General features: G+C 39.8%; 16 protein-coding genes and 2 tRNA genes. 13 read left to right on the forward strand and 5 right to left on the reverse strand.

Annotation, left to right across the window (positions count from 1 at the left end):
- The first annotated feature begins 64 nt into the window (after positions 1–64).
- Entirely contained in the window at positions 65–850 is a 786-nt protein-coding gene (locus tag H6G76_RS22690; protein WP_190705885.1) for a Uma2 family endonuclease, read from the forward strand.
- On the opposite strand, the gene H6G76_RS22695 is transcribed toward H6G76_RS22690, so the two are convergent.
- On the reverse strand, positions 851–3,742 hold the full coding sequence (locus H6G76_RS22695) for a GAF domain-containing protein (RefSeq protein WP_397333763.1): 2,892 nt from the start codon (positions 3,740–3,742) through the stop codon (positions 851–853).
- Positions 3,743–3,966: 224 nt separating this feature from the next.
- Between H6G76_RS22695 and H6G76_RS22700 the strand changes: the two genes are divergently transcribed.
- Positions 3,967–5,091: a quinone-dependent dihydroorotate dehydrogenase gene (locus H6G76_RS22700; RefSeq protein ID WP_190705889.1), complete on the forward strand. Its 1,125-nt coding sequence runs from the start codon at positions 3,967–3,969 to the stop codon at positions 5,089–5,091.
- A gap of 56 nt (positions 5,092–5,147) precedes the next feature.
- On the opposite strand, the gene H6G76_RS22705 is transcribed toward H6G76_RS22700, so the two are convergent.
- On the reverse strand, positions 5,148–5,876 hold the full coding sequence (locus H6G76_RS22705; RefSeq protein WP_190705892.1) for an SPOR domain-containing protein: 729 nt from the start codon (positions 5,874–5,876) through the stop codon (positions 5,148–5,150).
- Between the two features lie 24 nt (positions 5,877–5,900).
- On the opposite strand from H6G76_RS22705, the gene H6G76_RS22710 reads away from it, so the two are divergent.
- The 5 genes from H6G76_RS22710 (at position 5,901) to H6G76_RS22730 (ending at position 9,263) form a co-directional block, all read left to right on the forward strand.
- Positions 5,901–6,245, forward strand: a complete 345-nt coding sequence (locus H6G76_RS22710; RefSeq protein WP_190705895.1) for a hypothetical protein — start codon at positions 5,901–5,903, stop codon at positions 6,243–6,245.
- Between the two features lie 260 nt (positions 6,246–6,505).
- A tRNA-OTHER gene (locus tag H6G76_RS22715) sits at positions 6,506–6,636 on the forward strand.
- Between the two features lie 26 nt (positions 6,637–6,662).
- A tRNA-Ile gene (locus H6G76_RS22720) sits at positions 6,663–6,787 on the forward strand.
- 37 nt (positions 6,788–6,824) lie between these two features.
- Positions 6,825–8,426: a TROVE domain-containing protein gene (locus H6G76_RS22725; RefSeq protein ID WP_190705898.1), complete on the forward strand. Its 1,602-nt coding sequence runs from the start codon at positions 6,825–6,827 to the stop codon at positions 8,424–8,426.
- A gap of 501 nt (positions 8,427–8,927) precedes the next feature.
- Entirely contained in the window at positions 8,928–9,263 is a 336-nt protein-coding gene (locus H6G76_RS22730; protein ID WP_397333765.1) for a transposase, read from the forward strand.
- Between the two features lie 147 nt (positions 9,264–9,410).
- Here the strand turns inward: H6G76_RS22730 and H6G76_RS22735 are convergent, their stop codons facing one another.
- Positions 9,411–11,729 carry a CHASE2 domain-containing protein gene (locus H6G76_RS22735; protein ID WP_190705904.1) on the reverse strand — a complete coding sequence of 773 codons (2,319 nt, stop codon included), beginning with the start codon at positions 11,727–11,729 and terminating at the stop codon, positions 9,411–9,413.
- Positions 11,730–12,559: 830 nt separating this feature from the next.
- On the opposite strand from H6G76_RS22735, the gene H6G76_RS22740 reads away from it, so the two are divergent.
- The 5 genes from H6G76_RS22740 (at position 12,560) to dapF (ending at position 22,160) form a co-directional block, all read left to right on the forward strand.
- Positions 12,560–13,090 carry an NYN domain-containing protein gene (locus H6G76_RS22740; protein ID WP_190705905.1) on the forward strand — a complete coding sequence of 177 codons (531 nt, stop codon included), beginning with the start codon at positions 12,560–12,562 and terminating at the stop codon, positions 13,088–13,090.
- Between the two features lie 91 nt (positions 13,091–13,181).
- Positions 13,182–14,777, forward strand: coding sequence for a 2-isopropylmalate synthase (locus tag H6G76_RS22745; protein ID WP_190705908.1), 1,596 nt, complete (start codon positions 13,182–13,184; stop codon positions 14,775–14,777).
- A gap of 401 nt (positions 14,778–15,178) precedes the next feature.
- Positions 15,179–20,554, forward strand: a complete 5,376-nt coding sequence (locus tag H6G76_RS22750) for an ATP-binding sensor histidine kinase (protein WP_190705911.1) — start codon at positions 15,179–15,181, stop codon at positions 20,552–20,554.
- 52 nt (positions 20,555–20,606) lie between these two features.
- Complete coding sequence (locus tag H6G76_RS22755; RefSeq protein WP_190705913.1) at positions 20,607–21,296, forward strand: Uma2 family endonuclease; 690 nt, start codon at positions 20,607–20,609, stop codon at positions 21,294–21,296.
- Between the two features lie 6 nt (positions 21,297–21,302).
- Positions 21,303–22,160: a diaminopimelate epimerase gene (gene dapF, locus H6G76_RS22760; RefSeq protein ID WP_190705916.1), complete on the forward strand. Its 858-nt coding sequence runs from the start codon at positions 21,303–21,305 to the stop codon at positions 22,158–22,160.
- A gap of 114 nt (positions 22,161–22,274) precedes the next feature.
- On the opposite strand, the gene H6G76_RS22765 is transcribed toward dapF, so the two are convergent.
- Positions 22,275–22,691 carry a hypothetical protein gene (locus H6G76_RS22765; RefSeq protein ID WP_190705918.1) on the reverse strand — a complete coding sequence of 139 codons (417 nt, stop codon included), beginning with the start codon at positions 22,689–22,691 and terminating at the stop codon, positions 22,275–22,277.
- A gap of 227 nt (positions 22,692–22,918) precedes the next feature.
- On the opposite strand from H6G76_RS22765, the gene H6G76_RS22770 reads away from it, so the two are divergent.
- A complete protein-coding gene (locus tag H6G76_RS22770; RefSeq protein WP_190705921.1) occupies positions 22,919–24,361 on the forward strand; it encodes an ATP-dependent DNA helicase RecQ in 1,443 nt (480 codons plus the stop codon).
- A gap of 263 nt (positions 24,362–24,624) precedes the next feature.
- Here H6G76_RS22770 and pheS read toward each other — a convergent pair whose 3' ends face one another.
- Complete coding sequence (gene pheS / locus H6G76_RS22775; RefSeq protein ID WP_190705924.1) at positions 24,625–25,617, reverse strand: phenylalanine--tRNA ligase subunit alpha; 993 nt, start codon at positions 25,615–25,617, stop codon at positions 24,625–24,627.
- Between the last annotated feature and the right edge of the window lie 5 nt (positions 25,618–25,622).

Genomic DNA, 25,622 nt, shown 5'->3' on the forward strand with positions numbered 1-25,622 from the left:
TTCTACAATCTGCCGAGCGATTGTTAAACTAAAAAACAACCCTTATCCCTGCAAAGGTAGCTCTATGACCTCTGCAATTAATCAATCAACGGAACTTACTCCTTTTCCAGACCATACACAGCTACCGGAATCAGACGGTAAATTTGTGAAAAATTGGCAAGAACATCCCCAAAGCATTGTACTAACTGACTCGATTACGCCAGTTCTCAAACAATTACATCCTGATGGTCAATATTGTATTGGTCAGGATTTAGGTATTTACTGGTCTTTAACCGACCCCCTAGAGAAAGGCGCAGAAGCACCAGATTGGTTTTATGTACCAAATGTGCCGCCTTTGCTTGATGGTTTAACACGCAGGTCTTATGTATTTTGGAGAGAACATATCGCTCCGTTAATTGTTTTAGAATTTGTCTCTGGAGATGGCAGTGAAGAGAGAGATAAAACTCCTTGGCAAGGTAAATTCTGGATTTACGAACAGGTAATTCGTCCGGCTTTTTACGGTATTTATGAAGCGAAAAAAGCCAGTATAGAAGTTTATGAATTAATTGGTGGTAAGTATCAATTATTAACAGCAAATGAACGTGGGCATTATCCAATAGAATCTATGAGGGTTGAAATAGGTATATGGCAGGGAGAATATCAAAACGTGGAATTACCTTGGCTGCGCTGGTGGGATTTACAAGGAAATTTATTGTTGAGTGGTGATGAAAGAGCCGAACGGGAATCCCAGCGTGCAGAACAAGAGCGTCAACGTGCCGAACAGGAATCCCAGCGTGCAGAACAAGAACGTCAACGCGCCGAACGCCTAATTGCCCAATTGCGCTCGCTCGGTGTTGAACCAGATGCCTAATCAAATTTGCTCAACAGCTAATGGTAATAGTAAACGACTAACTACCCGATGATCTGGTAACTGATAGAACTGTAACTCTCCTGCTAACTGCTGCATTAGCTGTTGGCAAATTAGCAGATGTAAACCCGGTGGTTGGTTAAGTGGTGAAACCGCTAGTATATCTTTGGATTGATGATTTTGTAGTGCTGCTAATAGGTGCGGTTCAATAATGCCATTGTCTGTAATTGACAGTTCTAACTGCTTATCATCTAAGCGGCGACACCAGATATCTATTCTGCCACCACTTTGAGAACGGTTCCCGGCGGCAACTAATACTTCATACAGTACTAATTCAAATTTCACTATATCGCCAGCGATCGCTAAGGATGATGGATAACTAGAAGGTTGCAATCCTTTGAGAAATATCCCAGTGTTTCCGGAATCTGCATCTGTAGCGGATTGTCCTAAACCATGCACACCTGCCCAAAGTTTACGTTGTTTCAGTAGATTGTCAACTCGTTCAAGCGATCGCTTCAGCAAGGTGGCTATGGGCATTGTCTCATGACTCTGATGCAACTGCCACTGCTCAAGTTTGACTAGGGCGGTCATGGCAGCTGTTGTATGGTCTAATTGCCGCAGTAATAGCTTATAGCGGCTTTGTGTAAGTTCATTAGTGGGAATCCCTAAATCATGTATCTGGGTTAATAGCTGTGTTGCTGTTCTTTGAATTTCTTCTAGCCGACGATGTTTGTACCAATTGAGTTGTCGCAATTCTTGGTTTGCAGACTCTAGTAGTTTAGTAATTTGCTGTTGACGACGCGACCAAGCTAACTGTGTCACCAACATTTCTGTAGCATTCAGGCTTTGTGATGTCCAATGTCTGTCTCGACGATCGCCAACTAATAATATAGCTGTAGGTGCATAATCAGCATGAGTCCGAAGTGCGATCGCTAAAACTTGACCAATGCTTTGACCATTTAACCATTTTCTCGTTTCTAGTGGTAAATCATCTGCATACACACACACATAATCATCTTTGGATAATGCCCACTGAATTAAAGCCTCAGTCTCAATCGGGATTAGTTTGTCTGCTACCACCCCAAACCGACTATCATGAATGACTCCGGGAATAATTTCTGCACAATTCTCACCCGGCAACCACGATAACAGCACAGCCAAAGGAGAATTAAGAATATGGGCTATTTGCTCTAGGGCTATGCGTTCTAGATGTTTTTTTCCTGACTGAGTTGTGGGGTTTTGAGCTTTTTCCAGGATACTTAAGCATTGCTGAACACTATGCAGAATTTGCTGCTGTTGTACAGTATCAGATTGGAGTTGCCACTGTCGTGCAATCACGCCAATTTGTTGACCGACAGCCCATAACAATTCTTTTTCCAAAGTTGACCAACTACGATTGGTTTCATGGGCAATTACTAAAAGTATGTTTGGTTTATGACCTTGAGCGCAGTTACAAACTAACAGCGATCGCATTCCATGTTCTAATAAGACAGGTCGCCAGTTAAAAAACCGCAAATCTTCTTCTACTTTTTCTACCTCTACCGCCGTTTTTGCTAACTTCAACATCTGCTCATCCATATCTTTGAGAGCATTTAAGGTCAATGTTAAAGGTCGGCGATTTTGTGGCTGACTTTGAAAAATAATTTGATAGTTATCTAAATCAGAATTGTATTGTAATAGTAAAAAGCGAGTAGCCGAGCAACGCGTTAAAACTTTAGTCGCACAATTGCGTAAAGTTGCATCCAGGTCATCATCGTTATAAATAGCTTGGGCAACTTGGCTAGTTAATTGGGCATCATCTTGAATTTGCTTGACGGTATTTTCCATAGTTTCGGTGGGCGCAACTAAAGAAATTAACCCGGCGGCACTCTGAACAAAGTTTTTGTCTGCTTCCGTCCAGATGCGGGGTTCATTAGCTTCCACCGCCAGAAAACCTAATAGTTCCTTTTGCCAGAGAATAGGTGCGGCTAACAGCGATCGCACCTGTAAGCGTTCCAGTACCTTGGCAGTAAAATGGCTTTTTAGGGAACTGCGCTCATCACCAATCAACACAATTTGATTGACTGACAAAGCATAATAAAATTCGCTTAAATCCTGAACTGTCATCCCCGCAGCTATTTGCTGCTGACTGTTTTGCCTACCAATATTAGCCAGATGATTACTCATCCGACACCAAAAATAACGTCCTTGTCGCTCAAACCAGTAAATATTTGTTCGGCTAGGGTAGACAAATTGATGTGTTGTCTGGACAACTGCTTTCAGCTTTTGGTCTAAGTTATTGAGAGTACGTAAATTTTCTAGTAAGTATAATAATGGTTCATCAAGATGCTTAGTTTGCTGTTGCTGCAAATTCACTTCTTTTTGATGAAGCACTGCCCCTAATTCGCCTAAAACCATTAATAAACGAGCTTTGGCTTCGCCTGATAACAAATATCCCCAACGTTCCGAACCAAATAATAACAAGCCTAAAAAACGGTCTTTGTAGCGAATAGGTAAAACAATCGTTCCCTGAATACTAAATTTTTTGCCAATTTCCTGCCATTCGGCGGCACGAGGTTCCAGCCGCAAATCTGCAACACCCAAGGGACGTTGTTCAATCACTACCTGTTCTAAAAGGTCGCCAGGGCTAAGTGGAACTTGTTTGCGTAAAAATTTATTGTCACCATCAGGTGCAATGCCGCCTTTACCAATCAATGTATGTTTTAGACGGTCATATAAAGCAATCCAAACCAGATTGTAGTCAAACTGCTCTTTAATATAAGAAATAGTCGTATCAATCAGAACGTCAATATTATCCTCTTCTCTGATAGTTTGGAGGACACGTCCTAAAGCAATGATCTGTTGTTCGGCGGCTATTGGTCTTTGTGGCTGCCCCATTGGATTTTTGGTTAACATCGCTTTTTATATATAAGATGCCCAAAAAAGCAGCCTAAGTTATATATGGCTGGGCAAAAATCAGGATGAAAGAGGGACTAGAGGCTAGAGACTAGTATTTTTACTCAGCACTTTCAAGGAGGGAGGTGAAAAAATTAGTGTTCCTGACTTTTACGCTCTCAAAATGTCCTAATCTATATTTTCTTGGCTTATCTAGTCAACAAGTTTTCTACTCCCTTCTTCACATGGATATTTATCAAGTTGCACTTCGTCCGCTACTGTTCAACTTTCTGAAAACAGATGCAGAGTGGTTACATCAGCAGGCTATTCGCAGTTTAAATTGGTTATCACAGACAAATAATGCTCCTGCTGGCTTAATCAATCACAGTTTACAGCAGTCTTTGTGTCTGCGCGATCGCCGTCTCGAACAAAATTTGTTTGGGTTAAATTTTCCCAACCCGCTCGGTTTGGCAGCAGGTTTTGATAAAGATGGGGTAGGAGCAAAAATTTGGTCTAACTTTGGTTTTGGCTTCGCAGAGTTAGGGACTGTCACTTTTCATCCACAACCCGGTAATCCTCAACCCCGATTGTTTCGCTTACCCTTAGATCAAGCTGTTCTTAACCGTATGGGCTTTAATAATCAGGGTGCAGCAGCAATGGCGGCTAGGCTAACTGAAAACAAGGAGTTCAATCATTCGATACCCATCGGCATAAATTTAGGCAAATCTAAAATTACACCTTTAGAAACCGCCGCCGAAGATTATCTCAACAGTTTTCGCTTACTTAAAGAATTAGGCGATTATTTTGTGGTGAATGTATCTTCACCCAACACTCCCGGATTGCGATCGCTCCAAGATGCTGCCATGCTAGGTGCTATCTTGGACGTACTACAAAAAGAAAACAATACATATAAACCAATATTTGTCAAGATAGCACCTGATTTAGAATGGGAAGCGATCGCCGACATTATTGGATTGGCTAAAACCTATCAGTTAGCAGGAATCATAGCCACAAACACCACAATCCGCCGTGATGGACTGAAAACAGAGATAATTTACCCAACTGGTAAACCACCGCAAGAAGAAGCTGGCGGGATTAGTGGTGCGCCATTGTGCGATCGCTCCACAGAAATAATTAAGTTTATTTGGCAGCAAACCCAAGGGCAAATTCCCATTATCGGGGTTGGGGGCATATTTTCCCCAGAAGATGCTTGGGAAAAAATTACTGCGGGAGCCAGCCTAATTCAAGTCTATACGGGCTGGATTTATGAAGGCCCAATGATGGTGCGTCGAATCTTGACTGGTTTGCTATCCAAGTTAGAACAAAACAAATTAAATTCCATCACCGAAGCGGTTGGGTTAGAAGTATGAAGTCTAAAGTGTGAAGTCTGAAGTTTTATTCTTTAGCCTTCACTCTTAATTATTCATCACTCTTCTACAGGAAAGAATTCCTTAGTTTTTTCCGAGAAAGTCCAAGCTATACCATCAGGGTCGCGGTTGCGACTCCATTCCGGAAAGTCTGGATCGTTACGTCGTTTGTACACAGTGCTGGAATAAACATTCAACCGTTTCGCCAGTTCCGATTGAATCAGCGAGCCGAACATTAATTGTTTTGCTAAATTTGGTTTGACTGCTTCATGAGTCGCTACTGGTGCTAATTCAACTTCTGATTCTGGTTCGGCGGCTACTGGCTGAGGTTCTGGCGGTGCTAAAAGCGATCGCGCCGCCGTAGTCACAGGTTGAGGGGATAATACTTTGACAGGTTCGCTACTGTCAAGGATATTACCCAGAATACTAGCTGTAATAAAGTAATACACTTCATTGCCTGAGCCAGCATTCACTATACTTGCACCAAACTCGGAAGCTTTGCCATCGAGATAGCGTTTTGCCGTTGGGCCAGGAAAACCACCTCGAATTGCCAAATCCATCGGTGTAAGTTTTCCCTGGTTTTCCCGAACCAACTGATGGAAAACCGGGTTAACTCGCTGACACCACTGTTGCCATTGATATTGCTGCCAAATATTGAAACCAATAATCAAAACAACTAGCGCCAGCAAAAATCTCCAGGTAGAAACCAGGAAAACTATTAAAAACGATATTGGCAAAAGTAGAACGAGAAAACCTTTCCCGCCACTTTCCATTGTTTTTTCACTCATGCCGATTTTTGCCAAGCGAATTTTTTGGGAAATAATATATTATATTGGCAAAAATTGGGACGTGTTTTTGTATCTTTTGGCAAAATTACGGAAAAATACAGGAGTGCGATCGCCAATCTAAACCTTTTAACACTCAACCAACCCATATTTTCGGCAAAAACAAGCAAAAAATTTTTGCCATATCAACAAATCCTCAGCCAAGACAAAAATTTTACACAAACATTAAGAAATATTTCCCTACACAAACTCCGCGTCAATCTCCGCACCCCTTTGCGTTTAAAAATATATCCCTCGCTTCCCCTCAAGAAAAAATCACCTAACCTATTGACGTTTAATACTACATATACTACATTAAATACTACAAGCTGATTTTCCCAAAGGAGTTAGCCCCAAACTGTAGCGGATAGCTCAAATACCAGAGCGCCCACCTTGCCTGTAAAGGCCGACATATCGAGGGTTATCGCAAATAATTTAAAACACCCTTGAGAAAAATTTCTGGAGGTGCAGGTGAAAATCCTGCTCCGCTACACCTAAACAAAATGCTGAGTCTAAATCTCATAATTCTTAATGAAAAAATCCGTAAAAACCCTTTAGGCAAAGCTTAAATTTTAAATTCACAATCTTATATGTGGCGGGTGGCGAAATTGGTAAACGCACTTGAAAATAGCCTTAATTCATACCTTGTCTGAAAAGGCCGAAGAGTTGAGGGTTATCGGATCTAGCAACGTAAGTTTTGCGGGTTCAGGTCCCGCCCCGTCACACCAAACCTACTTTTAAATTCTCATGTGGCAGGTAGCTCAATGGTAGAGCGCCAAAAACATCTTTGTTCACTCCTTGCCTGCAAAGGCCGACGAATGAGGGTTATCGACTCATAATCGGGAGGGCTGTAGGTTCGATTCCTACCCTGCCACCTTTCATTTTTGCCCGCAAGGGCTGGGAGATGAAGCCATGAACTATAAGTTCTTCACTAAAAACAAGACAACCACCCCACAAAATCAGCCCATCCCCGGACGGGAATCCGAGATGATTCAAGGACGTTCTGGTGGCTGGATGTTTGATGCTGGCATTTGGCAAATGCTGCGGCGTTGTCTGTTAGTTGGGACAGCCCAAAGCACTTACTATGCTGGTAAACAAGAATTAACTGAAGATTTTGTAGCGGTTGTCAACCAAGCTGTTGCCGAAAATCCCAGCCGTGTCGCCGAAGAAATTCTCTATGCTAGCGATGGACGCGCTATTAACAACAGCGCACCTATCCTTGCTTTAGTGTTGCTATCAATGGGTGAAACAGGGGAAGCAAAACAAGCTTTTGGTGAAATCTTTCCTCAAGTTGTTCGCACAGGTAGTCACTTCTACGAATGGCTGAACTACACCAAATCTCTGCGGGGCTTTGGTAAAGTTGTGCGGGAAGCAGGTAAAACTTGGCTATCACGGGAAGATGTCAAGGGTTTAGCTTATCAACTGTTGAAATATCAACAACGCCAAGGCTTCACCAACCGCGATGCTTTGCGTTTATTCCACGTCAAACCACCCACAGAAAATCACCGTCAATTATTTGAATGGGTTGTCAGAGGTTGGTCAGAATTACCAACAGAGATACCCTCACAAGCGTTAGCGCAGATTTGGTGGTATGAATGGCTCAAGCGCAACCCTGAGCAAACTCATGAAGCCATTTTGCAAGGACGCTTAACCCACGAAATGGCTGCACCCGTGGGCAATATGGATAAGCAAGCTTGGCAGTTGCTATTTCAAGAAATGCCTATCGGTGCAATGTTGCGTAACCTGGGTTCATTAACTGAACTGGGTGTATTACGTGCTGACGAAAGTGCAAACTTAGGGCGTGTGGAAGGAGTTCTCAACAACAAAGAACATCTGCGTAAAGGTCGCATTCACCCAATCGATGTTTTGAAAGCCCTCAAAACCTACGAGTCTGGCGGCAGACTTGGACGCAGCAAGAAAACTTGGAACCCAGTTCCTCGCATTGTAGACATCTTAGAAAAAGCTGTTGAGTTGTCTTTTGATGTCGTAGAACCCACAGGCAAAGTCTTCATGCACGCCGTAGACGTTTCCGGCTCGATGGGTAGCTTAGTTGCAGACATGGGGCTAAGTTGCTGTGAAATTGCCACCACAATGGCACTTGTCACAGCCAAAGCCGAGAAAAACTACATGATTCGCGGCTTTGCTACCGAATTCCGGGACTTAGATATCACTGCCAAAGATAGTTTTAGTTCGGCTGTGCGTAAAGCCAGCAACCAAAACTTCGGTGGTACAGATGCGTCGGTAGCTTACGACTGGATGATTAAAAACAAGTTCAAAGCTGATGTAGTCTGCTTCTGGACTGACTCAGAAAGCTGGGCTGGATATAAGCATCCTAGTCAAGCCTTGAAGGAGTATCGCAAAAAAGTGAATCCAGATGTGAAGGCTGTATACGTCACCTTGACACCATATCGCATCACCTTGGTAGATCCCAAAGATCCACTGTCTTGGGATTTAGCAGGATTTGACCCTGGTACACCTCGCATCATCCAAATGCTAGCGACAGGTGAACTGTAAAAAGGCTGAAGTATGAAGTATAAAATTTCATACTTCATACTTCACACTTCTCGGCGGGTTATCCCTTGTTCGCAACTTGCCCTTTGGGACGAAGAATTTAGGGTTATCGGTTAACGTCTCCACCATCTCCGGGGACTAGCGGGTTCAATTCCCGCACCCGCCTTTATCCATTCACATAATTAATTAAAAAACCCGTCTCGGCGGGTTTAGTTTTTGGCGATCGCCTCTAATTTTCATAGGCTTCTTGCATCAAGACTCTTGCTCCACACGTTAAAAATCAATATTTGTGCAAGTAGTCTACCGACCTAATTAATTGAACAACATCCCTAAAAAATTCACAATTGGTTTCCAAAAAAAGCCTGTTAATACATAAGGCGCATATTCCAAGAGTTGGACTTCACTACTCTCACTGGAAAAGTGATTACCGCTTCCGGTGTTAAACCTACTGTTGAGGTGAAATGGCCACGGGATAAATGCGTGGATTTATGGTGCAATTGAACCATTGACTGGAGACCACAACATTATGAGTACCCAAAACTGGATGGCGAATGTTTTCAACAGTTCTTGGACTGGCTATCTCAACAATTAGGCTCGGATTACGCTATCTTACAGGTTGACCAAGCACCTGCTCATACAAGTTCAAAGATCTGTTGGCCAGAAAATATTATTCCTCTGTTTCAACCAGCATCAGCCCCTGAAATCAACCCGATTGAGAGACTTTGGCAACTCCTCAAGAAACCACTTAAAAATCAACTTTTCTCTTCTTTACAAGCTTTACGCGAACGCATCCAAGAAATCTTCGACCAACTCACATTTGAGCAGGTAATTTCTATTTAAAGACTTATCATTAAGGCCGCAGGGTGGCAGATGGGCAGGGGAGAGAGTTTTGCCGTTTCTGCACAGATGTATGGAATCAGAAATGATTAGCTGGATATGATATAATAGGGTTTATTCAATGTGCGATCGCTACTAACTTTTTTATTTTCAACTGCCTGGCCAAGGTGTAGTCGGTGCGTCTGAATCATCAAATGTATTGATCAAAGATTTATCTGTCGGCACAGTATTAATATTCTGATAACTTGTCAATTCATCAAGCACTGCTAACACTTCTAATGCTGACTGATATCGCTGCTTAAAATCATCCAAGACCATTTTGCTGAGAATCTCAGCTAGGGTATCGCTGACAAAAGCCTTATGTCTCCATTGCCACTCTTCATCTTCACTTCTGCTGATTTCATGGGGTGGAATTCCAGTTAAGGCTCGAATACCAATCATCGCGATCGCATAAATGTCACTACTATATTGGGGACGACCAAAACATTGTTCGCTGGGTGCATAACCCTTAGTACCAATCCCAATAGTAAATGGGGTTTGATCTATATTTTCAATTTGAGGTGTGGATAGTTCTTTAACCGCACCAAAGTCAATCAATACTAGCTTGTGATCAATATCTCGGCGGATGATATTGCTGGGTTTTATATCTCGGTGAATGACACCGTTTTCATGAACAAATACTAATATTTGCAATAATTCCCTGATAATTTGGATGACTACGATTTCTGGCAAACCGTAACCTAAAGGTAGTTCCTTAGCTAAGGAATGACCCACTATATATTCTTGTACTAAATAAAATTCATTATCTTGTTCAAAATAAGCCAGCAGTTGGGGAATTTGGTTGTGATTACCTAATCTTTCCAGGGTTTGTGCTTCTGAGTTGAATAAACGTCTAGCTAGTTCTAAACTTTTGGATTGCGTGTTGGCTGGTTTGAGTTGCTTAACAACGCAGTGGGGATAACTAGGTCGTTGCAAATCTTCAGCAATGTAAGTTTCGCTGAACCCTCCAGAACCTAAAACTTTGACAATTTTGTAGCGTCCGGCGAGGATTTTTCCTGATACGGCTAAATCTCTTTGCTGGAGTAAATCTTGCAGGTCATTCTGTTGGCTAATAATTTCTTGGACAACAGGAGATGTTTTATATTTTTGAAAAATAGTTACTAATTGGCGGGTTCTCATCTTTTCTCTGGCCATTTCCGTTCCTAGAAAAGACAATCCATTAAATGCGATCGCTATCATTGGTATAGCCGTCGGGAAAATTAACTGACCATAGATGAAGCTGAAATAGCTAATTCCTCCCCAAATGCAGGCTACAGCCATACTTGCCAAAAATCTTTTGAGATTGTTCTTAGTTTTACTAACAACATAGACTGTACCGCCTACTAAAATCAACACAAATAAACCTGCCAAACCAGGGCTAGAAATTGCTTGAGCGATCGCTTTATTCTGCATTAAAGTAGCGATCGCATTGGCATGAATTTCCACCCCAGACATCCGTTCGGCTATATTAGCAACAGCTACCGGATGATAATCATTGTTTAACTTATCTGTTGAGCCAATCAAAACTATCTTGTCTTGAAAAACTCGGCCTTGTTGCAAATAGTTATTCCAGTTTTGTGAATCAAGGACGTACCATAAAGGGATATGTTCAAATGTTCCCGCCGACCCCCAAAAATAAATGCGATCGCCTTTTGGCTGGGGATATTTTATTTGTGCTGTGCTTAAAACTGCTTCATCAAAAGAAGCTACTTTCTCTGTCAAAACATTATCTGTTGCTAAAAGTTTAGAAAATTCACTTGCCAATTTGTGAACTTTGCCATCTGCCTCTAGAGGGAAATTTACTGACCCATAAGCAACTGAACCTACTTGAAATATGTCTTGCGGTAAAGTCAGTTGCATAAACGTGCCTTGATGGCTTTCAGAATTTTCGTAGAGTGCTGCTAATGTCACTTTACTACCATATTTTTTTAATACAGCTTGGAGTTGGAGATCGTCCTCGCTACTATAGCTACTTGGCGTATCAAAAACTACATCAACGGCAACAGCCTGCGCCCCAGATTTGACTAATTTTTCGATAATTTGAGCATAAGCAGCACGTTTAAACGGAAAAGATTTCAGTGGTTCTAGGTAGGCATACTGTTGTGGATTTAAATTATAGTACTGTTTGGGAACTGAAATTGATTGATCATCAATAGCCAAAATTACGATATCGGCTGGCGGTACTATCGTTCCCCGCAGTTGAAAAAATGCAGAAATTGTCTGACTCTCCATCAAATTAACCCAGCCCCAACCAGAAGCAGCCATTAATGCTGCTCCAATTGTGGAAGCAGCCACTAAAAAATGGTTGAAGCGAGCCACGAGTTGAGATTGGTTAGATGCTGTGAGAGTTACTTTTGTGGGTTTGCCTGACGCTATATTGGCAGTAGAGACATATTTTTTATTCGCGCTAGATGTAGGTTCTTCTGCCATATCATGTTAATAATTGGTTTACGTACAACTTTAATTTATTTATTCAGTCCCCTTTATTAGTAAAAACACATTGATATCAAAGTTAAATGAGAAGCTTATACATTTGTAATCTATTGTCTGTTAGTCTGCACAGTTGGTTAAGCCAACCCAAACTTAGCACTCTCTCAGCCCACCTAATGTCTGGCTGACTCTTGAATTAACATCCCTGTAGAGATTATGCCCTTGAGTGGAGCCGGAAATATTCCGACTCTATATTGCTTTGCGGTAAAATTCTCATTTCTGGAGACACAGTAAGCTTCCTAGAAATAATATCCAGAAAGCTTACTTTTAGGTGACTTCCACCTTTAACCTTAAGTTCTATATCTAAAAATCTGAGCTTTTGTTAACAGTAAAACCTATATGTGGATTAATATACTTGAAATCTCTCTTGTACTTCCCTGCTGCTATGATTTCCCTAATTGCCTTAACCGATAAGTTAACTTAACTCAACTTTATTCATATCTGTCCAACAGTAAATATCTTCCTTTCAGACCTATGCCTTACCTCTTTAGGAGTAAAATTGACACTTATATAACTAACTATGCTGTTACTCAGTCAACTTTATTGGTAGATTTTGATCAGAGGACGTATTTATATAGTGATAGAGGTTAAACTGTTGAACACCCAACAGCTTGGGTTTATGTTAGTGCCAAATTTATGCTTTGAAAGAGGTAGGATAAAAGCCATACATGAAAAGTTACTTCAGAGATATTAAGAATTTTATGTTTTAAGAGTTGCTATAATTTATTGTTCAATCTAAATTCATTTCTATATATTAGGTGTAAATTTTTATGGGTTCCCCTATGAATCGTCTGTCTATTTTTGTAGACGGAAATAATATGTTCTATGCTCAACAAAAAAATGGTTGGTTTTTTGATCCACGGCGAGTTTTAGAATATTTTAAACACGAGCAATCAGAAACAACTTTAATTAATGCATTTTGGTACACTGGCTTAAAAGACCCTCAAGATCAACGAGGTTTTCGAGATGCTCTCATCAGTTTAGGATATACAGTCCGAACGAAAATTCTCAAAGAATATTATGATGATACTTCCGGACGCTATTCACAAAAAGCTAATTTAGATATAGAAATTGTAGTAGATATGTTTAATACTGTAGACCAGTACGACCGGGTGGTTTTATTTAGTGGTGATGGGGATTTTGAAAGAGCTATTGAATTATTAAGATCTAAAAATACACATATTACAGTAGTGTCTACAGAAGGAATGATCGCTAGAGAATTGCGTAATGCTACGGATAGATATATAGATTTAAATGATATTAGAGACCGAATAGAAAAAGTAGATGGTCAAGTGCCTTAGCAATAAATATTTACAAAAATTAGAGTAAAACCCTAAGGTGACAAATATTTAAAGCAAAATAAGAATTACAACTAAACAACGAGCTAAAAAGATGACTAAACCAGAGCGAATTATCATTTTTGATACTACACTCCGAGATGGCGAACAATGTCCAGGCGCAACGCTGAATATAGATGAAAAGCTGGCGATCGCCAAGCAACTAGCCCGCTTAGGAGTGGATGTTATTGAAGCTGGTTTTGCTTTTGCTAGTCCTGGAGATTTTGAAGCAGTCAGCAAAATTGCTCAAATTGTCGGCACAGAGAATGGCCCGGTAATTTGTAGTTTGGCAAGAGCTAGACACGATGATATTAAAACAGCCGCAGAAGCAATTAAAGGGGCAGCGAAGGGCAGAATTCATACATTTATTGCAACTTCTGATATTCACCTGCAATACAAACTGAAAAAAACGAAGTCAGAAGTAATTGCGATCGCGGAAGAAATGGTCGCATATGCTAAAAGTTTCACTGATGATGTGGAGTTTTCCCCAGAAGATGCGGGACGTTCCGATCCGGAGTTTTTGTATCAAGTATTAGAACGGGCGATCGCAGCTGGTGCAACCACAGTTAATATTCCTGATACAGTTGGTTACACAACTCCCAGTGAATTTGGTGCAATAATTAAGGGCATTAAAGAAAACGTCCCCAACATTAATCAAGCAATTATTTCCGTTCACGGCCATAATGATTTAGGCTTGGCAGTTGCTAACTTTTTAGAAGCAGTAAAAAATGGCGCACGGCAATTAGAATGCACCATCAATGGTATTGGTGAACGTGCGGGTAATGCGGCTTTAGAAGAATTAGTAATGGCATTACACGTCCGCCGACAATACTTTAATCCCTTCTTAGGACGACCAGTTGAATCTGAAGAATCATTAACCAATATTGACACCCGACAAATTTACAAAACCTCCCGTCAAGTCTCTAGTTTGACAGGAATGCTCGTACAACCAAACAAAGCAATTGTTGGTGCCAATGCCTTTGCTCATGAATCTGGTATCCATCAAGATGGGGTATTAAAAAATAAACTTACCTACGAAATTATGGATGCCCAATTGATTGGGTTAACAGACAATCAAATAGTATTGGGTAAACATTCTGGCAGAAACGCTTTTCGCACGCGCTTGAAAGAATTAGGCTTTGAACTATCAGAAACCGAACTAAACAAAGCCTTTGTTCGGTTTAAGGAAGTTGCAGACAAAAAGAAAGATATTTCTGATTGGGACTTAGAAGCAATTGTGAATGATGAAATTCAACAAGCTCCCGATTTATTCCGCGTCGAATTAGTGCAAGTTTCCTGCGGTAGCAACGCTCGTCCTACAGCTACAGTCACCCTCCGCACCCCAGATGGCGAAGAATTAACCGATGCAGCCATCGGTACTGGGCCAGTAGATGCAGTTTATAAAGCAATTAACCGTGTAGTAAACGTACCCAACCAGCTAATTGAATTCTCTGTGCAGTCAGTAACCGCAGGGATTGATGCAATTGGGGAAGTAACTATTCGTCTACGCCATGAGTCGAGAGTCTTTTCCGGCCATGCAGCCAATACAGACATCATAGTTGCATCAGCGCAAGCATATGTTAATGCGTTAAATCGTCTTTATGCATCCTTGCAAACCAAAGAAAAGCAAGAAGAAATGAACAGGGTATAGGGTGTAGGGTGTGGGGAACTCCATTCTAAAAAGCAGGGGTTTCAAGCAAGGACGCTGTGTTTTGAGCATCGACGTGTCTTGAAATACATCTTTTTTGTTTCCATGATTAAAATCAGGGGCTTGTACCTTCATCTTTGGGGCTGAATTCTCTTTCCCTACACCCTACACCCGTTCCCATTGCGGGCTTGGTCAAAAATTCTGACTCTACACCCTTGATCTCTTTATATAATCTCAACAATTAATACTTGTGTGCCAGTGCTAAAGGTGCTGAATTAATTCTATTTAAGTAATAATCTGGAGTCATCAATTAAAGTTTTATATCACTACTTGACATTTCTAGATTTGTGTAAACCTTTTGGGAACACTAAGTCTATAAATCTTCAAACTTTAATGTTGTACTTATGACTCCAGTCAGTATTTACGGATATCAAATCAGTGAAGAACTTTACAATGGTTCCAGAACCCTTGTTTATCGGGGATATCGAGAAGCTGACTCACTACCTGTAGTTATTAAATTACTCAAAAATCTTTATCCGAGTTTTAGTGAACTTGTACAGTTCCGCAATCAATATACTATTGCCAAGAATATCAACTCACCCCTAATTATTCAAACTTATAGCCTAGAACCATATCAAAATAGCTATGCGTTAGTAATGGAAGACTTTAGGGGAATTTCCTTGAAAGAATGGTGTGTAGAGACACAATTTATCACATCTCTACAAGAATTTTTACAAATAGCGATCGCTCTCTGCAATGCCTTAGATATACTTTATCGCCATAACACTATTCATAAAGATATTAAACCGAGCAATATATTAATTAATCCAGAGACAAAACAAATTAAACTTATTGACTTTAGCATTGCAACTTTATTAACAAGAGAAACTCAAACTCTTGTTAGCCCTAACATTTTAGAAGGAACACTTGCTTATATTTCTCCAGAACAAACAGGTCGGATGAATCGGGGTATTGACTACCGCAGTGATTTTTATTCTTTAGGCGTAACTTTTTACGAATTACTTACAGGAGAATTACCCTTTCAAGCAGATGATGCAATGGAATTAGTACATTGTCATCTGGCGAAAACGCCTCCTTCCGTTAAGAATAAAAATATTTCTCAAGCTCTTTTGAATATTGTCATGAAATTAATGGCAAAAAATGCTGAAGACCGCTATCAAAGTGCATTAGGTCTTAAGTATGACTTAGAAAAGTGCTTGGTACAACTAAAAGAAACAGGCTCAATTGAAGACTTTCCCCTTGCTCAAAGAGATGTGTGCGATCGCTTCATCATCCCTGATAAACTCTATGGTCGAGAAGCTGAAGTAGAAATCTTACTCCAAGCTTTTGATAGAGTCAGCCAAGGTGCAACAGAAATGATGTTGGTAGCTGGCTTGTCTGGTATTGGTAAAACAGCAGTTGTCAACGAAATTCATAAACCCATCGTTAGACAACGTGGGTATTTTATTAAAGGCAAATTTGATCAGTTTAATCGGAATATTCCGTTCAGTGCATTTGTGCAAGCATTTCGAGATTTAATGGGTCAATTATTAACAGAAAGCGATACCCAAATTGAGCAATGGAAATGCAATATATTAGATGCTGTAGGAGACAACGGGCAAGTAATTATTGATGTTATACCCGAATTAGAACAAATTATTGGTAAACAACCACCCGCACTCCAATTATCAGGAAACGCTTCACAAAATCGCTTTAACTTATTATTTCAAAAATTTACTCAAGTATTTACTACCGTCACACATCCGTTAGTCATATTTTTAGATGATTTGCAATGGGCAGATTCGGCATCATTAAAGTTAATGCAGCTATTAATGGCTGATACCCAGCATCTTTTATTAATTGGTGCATATCGTGATAACGAAGTTAACTCAGCACATCCATTCATATTGGCTTTGAGTGAATTGCAAAAAACAGGAGTAACTATTAACTCAATTACTTTAGAATCCCTGAGTCAAATCCAAATCAATAAGTTAGTAGCTAATACTCTAAAATGCCCAGAAGAGATAGCATGGAACCTTTCTACTCTAATATTTAGAAAAACCCAAGGTAATCCATTTTTTACCACACAGTTTCTCAAAGCATTACATCACGATGGATTAATTCAATTTAATTTAGAATTAGGCTGTTGGCAATGTGACATTTCACAAATTACTCAGCAAGCAGTTACAGATGATGTTGTCAATTTTATGGCACTTCAACTGCAAAAATTGCCACTATCAACGCAATATGTATTGCAACTAGCTGCTTGTATTGGTGATCAATTTGATTTAGCAACTTTGGCGATTGTTTCAGAACAAGATGAGGTAGAAACAGCGGCTTGTTTATGGAAGGCTTTACAAGAAGGGCTAATTTTACCTAGAGATGATATTTATAAATTTTATGTTGGACAAGAAAGACAAACAGTTACTTCCGGAATATCTCAGTCTGTTACATATAAATTTCTGCACGATCGCGTCCAACAAGCAGCATATTCTTTAATTCCCAATGAACAGAAACAAGCTACTCATTTAAAACTAGGTCAACTACTAATCAATAATATTTCTGAAACTGAAAAAGAAGAAAAAATATTTCAAATAGTTAGCCAATTAAACATAGGTTTGAACTTAGTTACTCAACAGCAAGAACGAAATCAACTAGCTCAATTGAATCTGTTGGCTGGACGCAAAGCCAAGACCTCTACCGCTTACACTGCTGCCGTTGAATATCTCATGGTAGGCATAAAAATGTTAGCAATAGATAGCTGGCAAAGTCAGTATGGGCTTACCCTAGCACTGTATGAAGAAGCGGCAAACGCAGAATATTTAAACACTAACTTTGAACAAGCACTGAACCTTACCCAGATAATATTACAGCAAACCACACAGATATTAGACAGAATTAAAGCTTATGAACTGATAGTTCAAATATATATTGCTCAAGATGAACAAGTTAAAGCTATTGAAACTGGAATTAAAGCCCTAGAACAGTTAAAAATTTCTTTGATATCACTTGATTTATCACAGGTAAATTCTTGGTATCAACTACCATCTTTAGAAAAGTTAGTTGATATTCCCGACATGAGCAATCCCGAATCTCTAGCTGGGATACAGTTGCTCATGAGTATTACGCCTGCTGTTCATCATGTGAAACCAGAAATGTTTCCATCGGTAACACTAACAATGCTCAATCTTTGTCAGGAACAGGGAAATTCATCTTTAGCTGCTTTTGTTTATGGGTGTTATAGTGTACTTCTTTGTGCGGTAATCAAAGACATTGATAATGCTTATCATGCTGGCTTGATATCTTTAATGCTTTTAGAGCAACATCAAAGTCAAGCGGTGAGTGCTAGAGTTTATATGATTTTTGGTGTTTTTATCTGTGCTTATAAAGAGCATGGTGAAAACACACTTAAATTTTTACAAGACAGTATACAAAGTGGGCTTGAATTTGGAGATATTGAACACGCCGCCTATTCGATGATGGCTGAGTGTACCCATTTATTACTGATTGGGGAGGATTTAGATACTGTTGAAAAAAGACAAGCACAATATATCAATATACTTGTAGAACTTAAACAAAAGCATTGCCTTGACTATGCCAAAATTTGGCGACAAGTTACTTTAAATTTATTGGGCAAATCATTTAATAAATGTAAGTTAACTGGTTGGGATGTGGAGGAAATAGAGACATTATCGCATCTTCATAATACACACAATCATCAGTCGTTATTTACAATTTATCTTGCAAAAACTATTACTACTTACACTTTCGGCAACTATAAACTAGCTGTAATTAATGCAGAGCAAGCCATTGAGTATAGCGATGGAGCCTTTGGTTTATTAGTAGTTGCTGCTCATAATTTTTATTATTCCTTGTCCTTGCTGGCTCAATATTCTGAATGCGATCGCCCTCAACAAGAGCATTATTTAAATCAAGTATTAGCCAATCAAGAAATCATGGAATTTTGTGCTAGTCATGCTCCCATGAATTTTCAACACAAGTATGATTTAGTTACAGCAGAAACCGCGCGAGTCATGGAAGATATGCTCAAAGCAATTGAGTATTATGAACGTGCTATTTCAGCAGCTAAAAAAAATAAATATCTTCAAGAAGAAGCATTAAGTAATGAGCTAGCAGCAAAATTTTACTTAAATTGGGGCAAAGAAAAGATCGCCCAAACCTATATGCAAGAAGCTTACTATTGTTATGCTCGCTGGGGAGCGAAAGCAAAAACTGATGATTTAGAAAAAAATTATCCGCAACTGTTGCAACCAATTCTGCAACAACGTCAACTTAACATTAATCCTCTGGAAACAGTTACTCATCACAGCGTAACGAATCATAAAAATCAAACATCAGTTTCATCCTCTGGTTCTCATAGTTCCAGTGTTACCGCACATCTCGATCTAGCTGCTATTTTGAAAGTTTCTCAGGTACTTTCTAGAGAAATTGATTTAAATAGCTTGATTACCAGCTTCATGCGAATTTTGTTACATAATTCGGGAGCTAATAAAATTGCTTTAATATTGCCAGAAGAAAATATTTGGAGAGTTACAGCAATTGCAACAGCAGAAGACTTAGAAACAGAACAACCGATTCCTTTAACAGCAATTGCTTTAGATAGTAGTCAAGAGGTTCCTAGTAAATTAATTTATGCAGTTAGACAGACTAGAGAAACTCTATTAATTGATGACATCGCCCAAAACGTAAATTGGGTAGCAGACAATTACATTGCTACTTATCAACCAAAGAGTGTTTTGTGTAGTCCTATTTTGAATCAAGGTAAATTAATTGGAATTTTATATTTAGAAAATAGTTTAGTTAGTGGAGCGTTTACAAGCGATCGCCTCAGCGTTATTAACTTATTATCGTCCCAGGCTGCTATTTCCCTAGAAAATGCTAGGCTTTATCAACAAGCTGGGCAAGCATTACAAGATTTACAACAAGCACAATTACAAATTGTCCAAAGTGAAAAAATGTCTGCCTTGGGCAATTTAGTTGCTGGTGTGGCTCATGAAATGAACAATCCGTTAGGATTTATTTATAGCAGCCTTAAACAAACTCAACCTACCATTGCAGATATTGTTGAACACTTAAAACTTTATCAAGCAAGTCTACCCAATCCTAGTGATGAAATTTTAGATCATGCAGAGACAATTGATTTAGATTTTAGTTTAGCAGACTTACCCAAGGCTATTGATGCCATGATTATGGCTTGCGATCGCCTGAAAAATATTAGCACTAGTTTAAGAACTTTCTCTCGTGCTGATAAACAATACAAAGTCTTATTTAATATTCATGAAGGTATTGATAGCACAATTTTAATTCTCAAACATCGGTTGAAAGCTAATGAACAGCGTCCAGAAATTGAAATTGTAACAGAATATGGCAATTTATCAGAGATTGACTGCTTTCCTGGTCAATTAAATCAGGTATTTATGAATATTCTAGCTAATGCTATTGATGCATTAGAAGAAGCGAATAAAGAACGAATGTTTGAGGATATTCAAGCCAATCCCAACCGAATTACAATTACGACTTTATTAAAGGAAAACCAAGTAGAAATTACCATCGCTGATAATGGAATTGGCATGACTGAAGAAGTCAAACAAAAAATATTTGACCATTTATTTACTACTAAAGCAGTCGGAAAAGGCACGGGGTTAGGACTCGCGATCGCTCGGCAAATTGTTGTCGAAAAACACAGTGGTAAAATTGCAGTTAACTCTACACCAGGTCAAGGTACTGAATTTGTGATTCAGCTACCATTATCGGCATAACTTACAAAATTGTAGTTGTTGTAGGATAAAAGTAAACTTTACTGCCATAACTATGATTCCACGTTTGACAGTTCCTCCATTAGAAAATGGCGATCGCTTGACGCGCTTTGAATTTGAACGTCGCTACAATGCGATGCCCAAATTAAAAAAAGCTGAATTGATTGAAGGAACTGTTTATATGGCCTCACCTCTGCGTTTTGAACCCCATGCTGAACCTCACGCCGACTTAATCGGTTGGTTATGGAATTACAAAATTGCTACCCCAGGAGTGCGTCTTGGTGATAATCCAACTGTTCGCCTTGACTTAGACAACGAACCCCAACCCGACGCGGTATTATTGATTGATTCTCAAGCAGGTGGGCAATCACGGTTTAGCCAGGATGGATACGTAGAAGGCGCACCAGAACTGATTGCCGAAATTGCCGCTAGTAGTGCCACAGTTGATTTAGGTGACAAAAAACGTGCTTATCGACGCAATGGAATTAAAGAATACATTGTGTGGCAAGTGTTTGAGCAACGTCTTGATTGGTTCTGCCTCGAAGCAGGAGAATATATCAATATTCAAGCCAATGAAGCAGGTATATTTCAAAGTCAAGCCTTTCCAGGATTGTGGTTAGATGCCTCTGCATTGCTAGCTGGTAATATGCAACAGGTATTAACTATATTACAAACTGGGCTAAATTCTACCGAACATCAAAGCTTTGTGCAGCAGTTAGCCCAAGCCATAGAATCGAATGGATAAGTTGAGATGAAGTTTTACAAATATCATGCTTTAGGCAATGACTATCTAGTAATCAATCCCCAAGATTTATCGTTTCCCTTAACCCCTGAACAAATCAAAATAATTTGTCATCGAAATTTTGGCATTGGATCTGACGGTATCTTGTTGGGGCCGTTAGCCTCAGAAAAAGCACAGTTTGCTTTACGTATCTTCAATCCAGACGGAAGTGAAGCAGAAAAAAGTGGTAATGGACTGCGGATTTTTTCGCGTTATTTATGGGATAAAGGACTAGTTAATGAAGCACCATTTTCTATAGAAACAGTAGGCGGAGTAGTGCAATCAGTTATCAAAGATGGAGGGAGAACAGTTCAGGTAGAAATGGGACGAGTTAGCTTTTGGAGTAATGATATCCCAGTAGTTGGCGATCGCCGAGAAGTAATCCAAGAACAAATCAATCTTGACGATGCAACTTTTACTTTCTGTGCAGCCACAATTGGCAATCCCCATTGTGTTATTCCTTTAGCTGAAGTTGATGCAGCGATCGCTAAAAAGTATGGACCAATATTAGAAACTCATCCCCTCTTCCCCAATCGCACTAATGTTCAATTCATGCAAGTACTAAATCGCAACACCATCAAAATTGAAATTTGGGAAAGAGGTGCTGGCTACACTTTAGCTTCAGGTAGTAGTAGCAGCGCGGCGGCGGCTGTTGCCCATAAACTTGGTTTATGTGATTCCTCTATTACCGTACAAATGCCTGGAGGAGAAATTTTAATTCAAATCAAAGATGACTTTAATATCTCTATGACGGGTTCTGTTACAAAAGTTGCCCAAGGAGAATTATCAGCAGAAATATTTGCCATAGAAAATATCAGCGATATCTGAAAACATTAAACCTCTGGTATAAAAAAATTCTACCTAATAGACAAGTGAATTTTAAATCTTGGCGGCTTTGCGCCTTTGCGCGAGACAAGAAATTATTGTTATCAATACTATTATTTATTCAATATAATCGTCTGGTAATGCACCTATATCATCAATATATTTAAATAATCTTTCTGATGAAATACTCAGCGTTTTAGAAGGTTTTTCCTTCATTACAATCCAAAGTAAAACTGCACAGCCTCTTAAAACAGCATATTCAAAGTCTGGATCATCAGTAAATTCTTGATAGCGTCCCTGTTGAATCCATTGCAATACAACTCTGCTCAGTATGCGAGATGGAAAAAGCTTCGCAGAAAGCAGATTAGCAATTTTACCTGCATTATGTATATTCTCTATAGCTGAAAATTGGGCAAGGTTTTCCTTAAAAACACTACATATTATCTCTAAAGCTTCTTCAACTGTTAAAGAGTTAGTATAAAGATTTTCCAGAGCTTCGAGTATTGTATGCTCACCTGTAATTTTTTCAATCATAATAAATTTTTTATGTGTTTAATAAATAGGCAATAATGACTACTTTAATTTGCTGCATATTTCAACAGTTATTCAACAATGTTATGAATAACTAAAATAGGACTTGAATGCTTGTGCAATAAAATAATGATGAAATTACTGAAGCTTATGTTCAATAACAGCAGTTATATTCACAATTAGGGCATATTCAAGATGTATAAACAAGGGCGCATCTACTATTTCTCATTATGAATCAACCCGTAAAAACATCTTGGCAAGATGTTCGTGCAGCCTTCCAAAAAATCTGGGGTTACGAAGATTTTCGCCCACCACAGGGAGAAATAATCAGCAGTTTATTAGCACAAAAAGATGCACTAATTATTATGCCGACAGGTGGAGGTAAATCGATTTGTTTCCAACTGCCAGCACTATTACAAACAGGATTAACATTAGTAGTTTCTCCCTTGGTGGCACTGATGGAAAACCAAGTAGAAGAACTACGTCAACGCCATCTTAGTGCAGCACTTTTGCATAGCGAACTGTCTTCATCCCAACGTCGTGCAACACTGCAAGCACTAGAAAGACAAAAACTGCGATTACTTTATTTATCACCAGAGACTTTATTAAGTCCACCAGTTTGGGAAAGATTGTGTCAGCCACAATTGCAAATCAACGCTTTAATTCTTGATGAGGCGCATTGTTTAGTGCAATGGGGAGAAACATTTCGACCAGCTTACCGCAGATTAGGAGCAGTAAGGCCTGCATTACTCAAATCAAAACCACCAGGAACAAAAATTAGTATTGCTGCTTTTACTGCTACCGCAGATCCCTTAGCTCAAAATATTATTCAAACAGTTTTACAATTACAAAAACCTGAAATTTTTCGTCTTAATCCCTACCGTGCTAATCTGCATCCTAGCGTCCGCATAGCTTGGACACCACGAGGAAGACAACAACAATTACTCCAGTTTATTCAAAAGCGATCGCAACAATCTGGCTTAATTTATGTTCGTACCCGCCGAGATAGCGAAGATTTAGCAGCATGGTTAACCCAGATGGGTTATGCTACAGCCAGTTATCACGCTGGACTAGGTGCAGCCGAACGCCGCGCAGTCGAAGCAAGCTGGTTAGGTGGCAAAATCCCCTTTGTAGTTTGTACCTGCGCCTTTGGAATGGGGATAAATAAACCAGATGTTCGTTGGGTTATCCACTATCACGCACCACATTTACTATCTGAATATGTGCAAGAAATAGGCCGCGCAGGACGAGATGGTAAACCAGCAGAAGCACTAACACTGGTGAGTGAACCTACAGGATGGTTAGATTCAGGAGATAAACAAAGACAAAAGTTTTTTGCTGAAAAAATGCGATTGCAATTACAAACAGCACAACAATTAGTTAAAAAACTGCCAAAACAAGGCGATATTAATACAGTAACGCGGCAATTTCCCGATGCATCTGTAGCACTGGCATTACTCCACAGTAGCGGACAGCTAAAATGGCTCGATCCTTTCCATTATTCTATTGAATCAAAACTGCAAAAACAACCGCCTACACAATTACACGCTACCAAACAAATGCAGCAATATTTAACAACTAAACAATGTCGTTGGCAGTTTTTATTAGAAGCCTTTGGTTTCACTCAAGAAGCAGCTAACTGGCATTGTGGAAATTGCGATAATTGCTGTTGATAAAACCTCCGCGCACCTACCCTGCGGTAACGCCTGACGGCGAATGCGCTAACCTCAGAGTACCTTTGCGTTAAAAAAGCTAGGATTTACGGAGTTGTGTACTAATATTTTAAGCAATCACCTATTCAGTTAAATTTAGTTTTCCATTGATAGTAATTGAGTATTTGCTAGACTAAAACTAATAAATTTGTGTAGAGTCAATAATCAAAAATCTAGTCAATAGCTACTTGATTTTGACTATTGACTATAGACTCTTGACTATTTTAAAACTGCCGTAAAAACCGCAAATCGCTAGCATACAAACGGCGGATATCATCAATTTGGTGTAACACCATTGCAAAGCGTTCTACACCAAAGCCAGCAGCAAATCCAGTGTAAATTTCTGGGTCATAGCCTACAGATTTCATGACATTGGGATCAACCATCCCGCAGCCCATAACTTCTAGCCAACGCCCGTTCCACTGTAAATCGACTTCAGCCGAAGGTTCAGTAAACGGGAAGTAACTGGCACGGAAGCGAATCGGCAAATCACCAAACATGGCTTGCAAAAACATCTTAATTGTGCCTTTGAGGTCTGTAAAAGTTAGCCCCTCATCAATGGCTAAAAGTTCTATCTGATGGAAAACTGCTGAGTGCGTTGCGTCTACATTATCACGCCGATAAACTCGCCCTGGAGCCACAACGCGAATTGGTGGTTCTTCTTTTTCCATATAACGGATTTGCACTGAGGAAGTATGAGTCCGCAGTAAATTACCGTCTGGCAGGTAAAAGGTATCCTGCATATCACGGGCAGGGTGGTCGGGTGGCGTATTGAGAGCCTCAAAATTGTAATAGTCGGTTTCCATTTCTGGCCCTTGAGCTACGGTGTAGCCCATACCGACAAAAATATCGAATGCTTGGTCGATAATGCCATTGAGGGGATGAATGCGACCTTGGGGACGGAAAATTCCGGGCATTGTCACATCTAGCGTTTCTGCTTCTAGCTGTGCCTGAATTTTGGCGGCTTCTAAAGCGGCACGTTGCTTGTCTAGACTAGTTTGCAAGGATTCCTTAACTGTATTGGCGATCGCACCAATTTTCGGTCTTTCCTCTGCACTCATCTGCCCCATACTTCGCAATAGCGCCCCTAGCTGCCCCTTTTTCCCCAGATAGCTAACTCTGAGTTCCTCTAGGCCTTCTAGGGTATCTGCGGCAGCGATCGCTTGTTCTCCTTCCTGCTGTAATGCTAAAAGTTGAGCTTCTAAATTGCTAGTCATTAGTT

Source organism: Nostoc sp. FACHB-152 (genome assembly GCF_014697475.1).
Lineage (GTDB): Bacteria > Cyanobacteriota > Cyanobacteriia > Cyanobacteriales > Nostocaceae > Nostoc_B.

Bases quoted from the DNA above. Each gene is read 5' to 3' on its own strand.
- H6G76_RS22690 (WP_190705885.1), top strand. From the start codon at position 65: ATGACCTCTGCAATTAATCAATCAACGGAACTTACTCCTTTTCCAGAC.
- H6G76_RS22695 (WP_397333763.1), bottom strand. From the start codon at position 3,742: ATGTTAACCAAAAATCCAATGGGGCAGCCACAAAGACCAATAGCCGCC.
- H6G76_RS22700 (WP_190705889.1), top strand. From the start codon at position 3,967: ATGGATATTTATCAAGTTGCACTTCGTCCGCTACTGTTCAACTTTCTG.
- H6G76_RS22705 (WP_190705892.1), bottom strand. From the start codon at position 5,876: ATGAGTGAAAAAACAATGGAAAGTGGCGGGAAAGGTTTTCTCGTTCTA.
- H6G76_RS22725 (WP_190705898.1), top strand. From the start codon at position 6,825: ATGAACTATAAGTTCTTCACTAAAAACAAGACAACCACCCCACAAAAT.
- H6G76_RS22735 (WP_190705904.1), bottom strand. From the start codon at position 11,729: ATGGCAGAAGAACCTACATCTAGCGCGAATAAAAAATATGTCTCTACT.
- H6G76_RS22740 (WP_190705905.1), top strand. From the start codon at position 12,560: ATGGGTTCCCCTATGAATCGTCTGTCTATTTTTGTAGACGGAAATAAT.
- H6G76_RS22745 (WP_190705908.1), top strand. From the start codon at position 13,182: ATGACTAAACCAGAGCGAATTATCATTTTTGATACTACACTCCGAGAT.
- H6G76_RS22750 (WP_190705911.1), top strand. From the start codon at position 15,179: ATGACTCCAGTCAGTATTTACGGATATCAAATCAGTGAAGAACTTTAC.
- H6G76_RS22755 (WP_190705913.1), top strand. From the start codon at position 20,607: ATGATTCCACGTTTGACAGTTCCTCCATTAGAAAATGGCGATCGCTTG.
- dapF (WP_190705916.1), top strand. From the start codon at position 21,303: ATGAAGTTTTACAAATATCATGCTTTAGGCAATGACTATCTAGTAATC.
- H6G76_RS22765 (WP_190705918.1), bottom strand. From the start codon at position 22,691: ATGATTGAAAAAATTACAGGTGAGCATACAATACTCGAAGCTCTGGAA.
- H6G76_RS22770 (WP_190705921.1), top strand. From the start codon at position 22,919: ATGAATCAACCCGTAAAAACATCTTGGCAAGATGTTCGTGCAGCCTTC.
- pheS (WP_190705924.1), bottom strand. From the start codon at position 25,617: ATGACTAGCAATTTAGAAGCTCAACTTTTAGCATTACAGCAGGAAGGA.